A 5813-nucleotide genomic window follows, 5' to 3' on the forward strand; every position below is an offset into this window, starting at 1 on the left:
TTTTTTTACAGCCGAAGGCGGCATACGGGTTGCTCAGGGGTCCCGTGGGCTCGGAGATGTTTATAAGAGACCGCAGCATCCGTTTGCGGTGTTTTTCTCAGGTGTCCAGACACGTCCTTCCGAAGAGCTGAAGGGGGCGTAGTAGGTGGGCGCTCCCAACGCGGCTCTTCGCTCATCTCGGTCCAGAGCTAGCAGCGGTTGCCTCAGTTCCGGTCTCGCCCGTTGTTCTCGGCGTCGAGACGCTGGTGCCTGTTGCCCCTTTCACGAACGCTTCGTCAGTCTCACTATCACGGTCACCAGCTTAGGACGGACGCACGATCTTGATTCCGCTGACAGTTCCACGGCACAAATCTCGTAGCCATACGGGCATGCCAGCCCTGCGACGCCTGATTCGCGAGATCGGTGTGGCGGAGCGTATCCCGCCGCATCTCTTCTATATTCCGCTTATCCTTCAATGGCTGTGGCTCTCGCTGCGCTACGGCAGCCTCTCTCTGCCCACGGTTGCCAATCCCTTGGTTGAGGTCGGCGGACTATGGGGCGAATCGAAGCAGGCCTATCTGGACATGGTCTCCGGCGAGGCGCGGCGCTGGCTTGCGCGCTACGCCACACTCACGCGTGGTGAGGGCGGCGCGGCTCCGGACGCCGCACGAGCCGGCGACCTGGTGCGGGCTCAAGGGCTCAGGTTTCCGCTTGTGGCGAAGCCGGATATTGGCTGGCAGGGCTATGGCGTGCGGACAATTGCCTCGGAATCTGAGCTGCGCGCCTATGTTGCCGGCTTCCCCCAGGGGGCAACGCTGATGCTGCAAGAGATGATCGGCTGGGACGCCGAGGCCGGCGTGTTCTACGTCCGCCAGCCGGGCGCGGCAAGCGGCAAGGTTATATCTCTGACCCTCCGCTACTACCCGCACGTTGTCGGGGATGGCGCCAGTACCGTGCGCGAGCTGATTCACGCCCAGAAGCGTGCCGCCTGGAAAGCGGGTTGGCATCTCGGACGTAGGAAAGGGCATGGGGGCGTGCCGACCACGAGCCTCGACCGGATTCCCGAGACTGGAGAATGCGTGCGGCTGTCCTTTATCGGATCCATCCGCGTCGGCAGTCTCTATCGTGACGCGGACGAGAAAATTACACCCAAGCTGACCGAGCGTTTCGACGCAATCTCCCGGTCGATCCCAGAGTTTTACTACGGACGTTACGATGTTCGCTTCGCCGCACTTGAGCGGCTGCAGCAGGGAGAAGACTTTCGGATTATCGAGATCAACGGGGCAGGCAGCGAGCCGATCAGCGCTTGGGATCCGGAGATGACGCTCGGACAAGTGTATGCGAGACTCCTAAGACAACAGCGGCTGCTGTTCGAGATCGGCGCCCGCAACCGCGCCCGCGGGTGGAAACCCGCCAATCCGTATACGGTGCTCCGCGCAGCTTGGCGGCAGACTCGTCTGATCCAGCGCTATCCACCATCTTGCTGAGCCGGACACCGGCCGAGCCATCTCGCCGCCCATGAGTCCAGGCTGTTCCATTCGACCGCTCAAGAGCACCACGGCATCCGCTGTCATTCGCAACCTGCTCAACGGGCTTCCGGAGCAGGAAGTGATGCTCGCAGGACACCCGCGTACCGGTTCAGACCACCGCTTCGTTCGGTCTTATCGGTCGTTTCGTGAGCGCTTCCAGGCGTTGACGGGTTTGGGCCTCTCCCATCGCGGCACCGCGCAAGATCGCCCCCAGCGGCTCAGGATCCCGGGTCGTGGCGACTTGCCGGACCTCAGCTATCTGGCGGCGGGCAGTCCGAAGGGACGGCAGATGCTTTTCATTCATGGCACACCGGGAACTGCACACGACTGGACACCGTTCCTTCACAAGGGTACCGAAGGCCAGTACCGGCTCGCGGTCGACCGGCCCGGATTTGGCGAAAGCGGCCCCGGGGCGCCAGTCGTCGCTTTGGGGGAACAAGCCCGCGCGATCGCGGCGCTGCTGCAGCGCGGTGAAGGTCCCGCTGTGCTAGTCGGTTCGTCCTATGGCGGGCCGGTGGCCCTGCGGCTGGCTGCAGACCATCCGGGGCTGGTTGCGGGCGTTCTCCTCGTCGGCGCTGCGGGCGACCCAGAGTGCGAGCAGACGCACCTATTGCAGCGGCTGGCGGCGGCAAGGCCCTTTCGCCGTTTACTTCCTCGGGCGCTTGCCCACTCGAACGCTGAACTCCTTGCCCTGCGCCGCGAGCTGCAGGTGCTCGGCGAGCATATGGGGCGGATCCAGGCGCCTGTGATGATCTTGCAGGGTCTACATGACACACTCGTGCCAGCGGAGAATTCGGCCTACCTCGCGGGGAGGCTGGTGGGCACCGCGCGCAGGCGCCTCGTTTACGTAGAACAGGCAGGACACTTTCTTCATATCCTGTTCACGGACCTAGTCGAGGAAGCGTTGCGTCGTGTGCTTGCCGACGCGGACGTTTATGCTCAGCAGCCAGAGGGAGCTTTCAACAGCTGACCGGTCAACTCCGCAGGCGGCTCAGCAACGACCGACCCTCTTCAACAGAAAGGCAGTTCCCGACTTAAAGCAGACATCGTCGACGTGCCGCCATAGCCAGGCCCTGCCCATCAGCCCAACGCGCTGCCCATCCACCTGGAACGATTCTCGCTCACCAGAACCTGGACTGGGACTCCTTCGCTTAGCCCAAGCCCGACGTCCAGTTCGATAAGCGTACCACCTGCTAGCCGCCGTCTTGAGCATGCGAAGGTTCAGTCCCCCTCTGTCCCGCCTGTCCGCTGTACCGCAAATATTCGCCCCTGTGCCGTGGACCCCGCGCTTGCACGGCATGCGACCGTCGTCACCCGCGCGCCGCTGCGCATAGACCGAGCATCTCGCCCCCGACAGTTTCCTGCCTCAGACCATCCATGGGCGCTCAGGGGCAGCTTGGATTTCCTATACGCAGATCTGCTTAGGCATCAATGCATACGAAGCATCTATTGATCAGATACTTGGTGTATCTCCCTCGCAGGATAAGCAGCGCAAGCCCACTACAGAGCTGACACGTTAACGGGGCGCTTCGTGAAAGCCGAGGTCACCTTATCGCGGATCAGGACGGTATGATGATCTTCGCCAAGGGTTCAGACGACGAGTGTAGACCGTTCAGCCCGCTGGAATGGTCTTCCACGCTGGCTCCTCCTGCTCCGCCTCCGGTTCCTCCGGCGGCTCGTCAGGCATTTCCGACACGAGGCGGACGACAATCTCGGTCGGTCCTTCAACGTCGTCATCGGTGGGCTCCGGGTGCCAGGGGAACTGGATGATGTCAGACATCGTGGAAGCCCGGTTATTGTGCGGAACCGATATGCCGGTGAGCGGCACCGTGAATTGCTAGCGTCGAGCTATCTTTTGAACAGGTCCTGCTCGAAAGGGGCATCGACACCATGGCCACTCCGCAAACTGCCACAATTGCCGTAATTGGTGCCGGGTCTTGGGGCACGGGGCTCTCCGTGCTGTTCGCTGGCAACGGCCATTTTGTGCGGCTTTGGGGACATGTTCCGGCCCATGTGGCCACGCTGAAGAAGGACCGCGAGAACCGGCGCCACCTGCCAGGTGTCAGCTTTCCGCCGAGGCTGCACCCAGAACCGGATCTCGCTGCAGCGGTGGCCGCGGTTGCCGAGGTCGTCGTCGTAGTTCCGAGCCACGCCTTCCGCGCGATCATCACCGCGCTCGCCACTACGGTAGCCGGCGGTTCACCGCTCAGCTTGCCCACCCACCGCTTCCACCCGGAAGCCCGTGGCCTCCTCACCGAGGCCGCCGCGGAGCTGTTACCCGAGCATGACCTGGCGGTCATCTCCGGACCGTCCTTCGCTCGCGAGGTGGCCCGCGGTCTGCCCACCGCCGTCACCGTGGCAGCGACCAGCAGTGCCCACGCCGAGCGCGTCGCCGCTTACCTGCACAATGAAACGTTTCGGGCCTACACCAGCGCCGACCTGATCGGCGTTCAGGTCGGCGGCGCGACAAAGAACGTGATGGCCATCGCCGCCGGCATCTCTGATGGGCTTGGGTTCGGCGCCAATGCCCGGGCGGCGCTGATCACCCGGGGGCTTGCCGAAATCACGCGCCTCGGCGTCGCCCTCGGCGGACAGGGCGAGACCTTCGTCGGGCTCGCCGGACTCGGCGACCTGGCGCTGACGTGCACCGATGATCAGTCCCGCAATCGGCGCATGGGGCTTGCGCTCGCGCGGGGCCTCAGCGTCGAGGCTGCCCGGAAAGAGATCGGGCAGGCGGTCGAGGGCGTGAAGACGACGCGAGAAGTCTACCGCTTGAGCCGACGGCTCGGCGTCGATATGCCGATCACTGTTCAAGTCTACCGCGTCCTCTACGAAGGGCTGGCACCCCATGACGCGGTACACATGCTGCTGCATCGGCCCCAACGGGAGGAGGCTGAATAGGCCCAACAACGACGCTCCGCGGACGCGTTCATGCGCGCGCGGTCGAGCAAGGTACGCTGCGCTTGTGAATTGGCTGGGCGCGCTCTGAGACAAGCTTGGTGTCGGCGACGCACCGACGTCGCAGGAGAGCTATGAAACCGCAGGCAATCACGACTGATGTGCTTCGGGAGAAGTATGCTCAGCCAGGCGAGCCCAACGCCGACGCGATCCGCCGGCGCGTTGCCGCGGCGCTTGCGGCAGGCGAGTCCTCCCCGGCGTTGTGGGACGAACGCTTCCTGGCCGCGCAGCGACGCGGGTTCATCCCCGCGGGGCGCATCAATGCGGTAGCCGGCACGGCGCTCCAGGCCTCGCAGACCGCTACGTCCGCATCAGGCTGGCTTGGGCTCCTGCTGGCAGTCGCTCAGGGAGAAGGAAGCCCCCGCCCCACTGTTGCCGCCGCGCAGCGAAGCACACGCGGGAAAGCGGAAGGGGCGCCGGGGCTCACGAACGGATCTTCAGCGCGGCACCACGATTGAGGATGAACTCGACCCCGCGACCGGCGTCAACTTCGATAACCGGAAACATCTGATCGGCCATGTCGAGATAGAAGTTGGCGAGCCGGTTCATCGCGCCGCCGACACCGCTCGCGACACCCGCGCCGAGCGCGTCGGGATTCGCGAAGCTCAGGAATTGCGCATCGCCGCCTTCGGTCGCGTTGGTGATCGGAATCGCGGGCGTCGACTGGAAGATCTGCGCGAAGCTCTGCAGGAAGCCCGCCTGGAGGGCCTTGGCGAGCATCGCGCCCTGCTTGGAGACGAGTCTGCCACGCATGCCCACCTTGCCGTCCTCGCCCACGGCATAGCCGTCGAGGGCAACCTCGATGACCCCGCCATCCGAGCGCACACAGGAGAACGTCTCCCCGCGCAGGTACGCGCGCTCGCTGGCCAGATCGCCGAAGCCGCTGGTGATGAGGAAACACTCCCGGACATCCGTCCGCACCTGGTTCGGCAGAATCGCCAGATCCTTGATGCGGATCAGCACCGGCGTCGGTTGATCGCGCGCCTGCTGCCCGGTCGGCATGTCGGAGCCATTGAGCAGGACGCCCGAGAGGATGGTGCCGGCCGGGATGAAGACCTCGCCCTGCTTCGGCTTGCGCACGTTGGACGCCCTACCCGCTTCACTGCCCGCGCCTGCGACGGTGCGAATGGACATGGCGCCGCCACGCCTTGCCGGCGCGGGCGACTCGCGGACCGCGGACGGCTGGGCGGGGCTCCCGCTCCGCGGCGGCCCAAAAAGGTTGTTCAGCGTCGGCGGCTCCGTGGTGCGTGGCGGCGGCCGACGCTCGCGCGCCGGCGGGGGCGGCTCAGCCGTCTGCGGCTGGCTGGGCGCAGGCTTTGGCGCCGATGGGGGCGCGGGTGCGGGGGC

General features: G+C 65.0%; 6 protein-coding genes. 4 read left to right on the forward strand and 2 right to left on the reverse strand.

All coding sequences use genetic code 11. From position 1 onward, the window contains the following. Window positions 1-320: 320 nt before the first annotated feature. On the forward strand, window positions 321-1466 hold the full coding sequence (locus I6U14_RS11435; protein WP_296899434.1) for a hypothetical protein: 1146 nt from the start codon (window positions 321-323) through the stop codon (window positions 1464-1466). Between the two features lie 31 nt (window positions 1467-1497). Beyond that, the gene (locus I6U14_RS11440) at window positions 1498-2478 is read left to right on the forward strand and encodes an alpha/beta hydrolase (protein ID WP_296899436.1); all 981 of its coding nucleotides are present in this window, start codon (window positions 1498-1500) and stop codon (window positions 2476-2478) included. Window positions 2479-3120: 642 nt separating this feature from the next. Here I6U14_RS11440 and I6U14_RS11445 read toward each other — a convergent pair. Next, complete coding sequence (locus I6U14_RS11445) at window positions 3121-3288, reverse strand: hypothetical protein (RefSeq protein ID WP_296899439.1); 168 nt, start codon at window positions 3286-3288, stop codon at window positions 3121-3123. Window positions 3289-3398: 110 nt separating this feature from the next. On the opposite strand from I6U14_RS11445, the gene I6U14_RS11450 reads away from it, so the two are divergent. After that, window positions 3399-4409: an NAD(P)H-dependent glycerol-3-phosphate dehydrogenase gene (locus I6U14_RS11450; RefSeq protein ID WP_296899440.1), complete on the forward strand. Its 1011-nt coding sequence runs from the start codon at window positions 3399-3401 to the stop codon at window positions 4407-4409. 480 nt (window positions 4410-4889) lie between these two features. Here I6U14_RS11450 and I6U14_RS11455 read toward each other — a convergent pair whose 3' ends face one another. Beyond that, on the reverse strand, window positions 4890-5600 hold the full coding sequence (locus I6U14_RS11455; RefSeq protein ID WP_296899441.1) for a TraB/VirB10 family protein: 711 nt from the start codon (window positions 5598-5600) through the stop codon (window positions 4890-4892). Between I6U14_RS11455 and I6U14_RS11460 the strand changes: the two genes are divergently transcribed. Next, the coding region (locus I6U14_RS11460) for a hypothetical protein (RefSeq protein ID WP_296899442.1) at window positions 5599-5813 on the forward strand (215 nt) is incomplete at its 3' end. The genes I6U14_RS11455 and I6U14_RS11460 overlap by 2 nt on opposite strands.

The organism is Thiohalocapsa sp. (genome assembly GCF_019695415.1).
Classification (GTDB): Bacteria; Pseudomonadota; Gammaproteobacteria; order Chromatiales; family Chromatiaceae; genus Thiohalocapsa.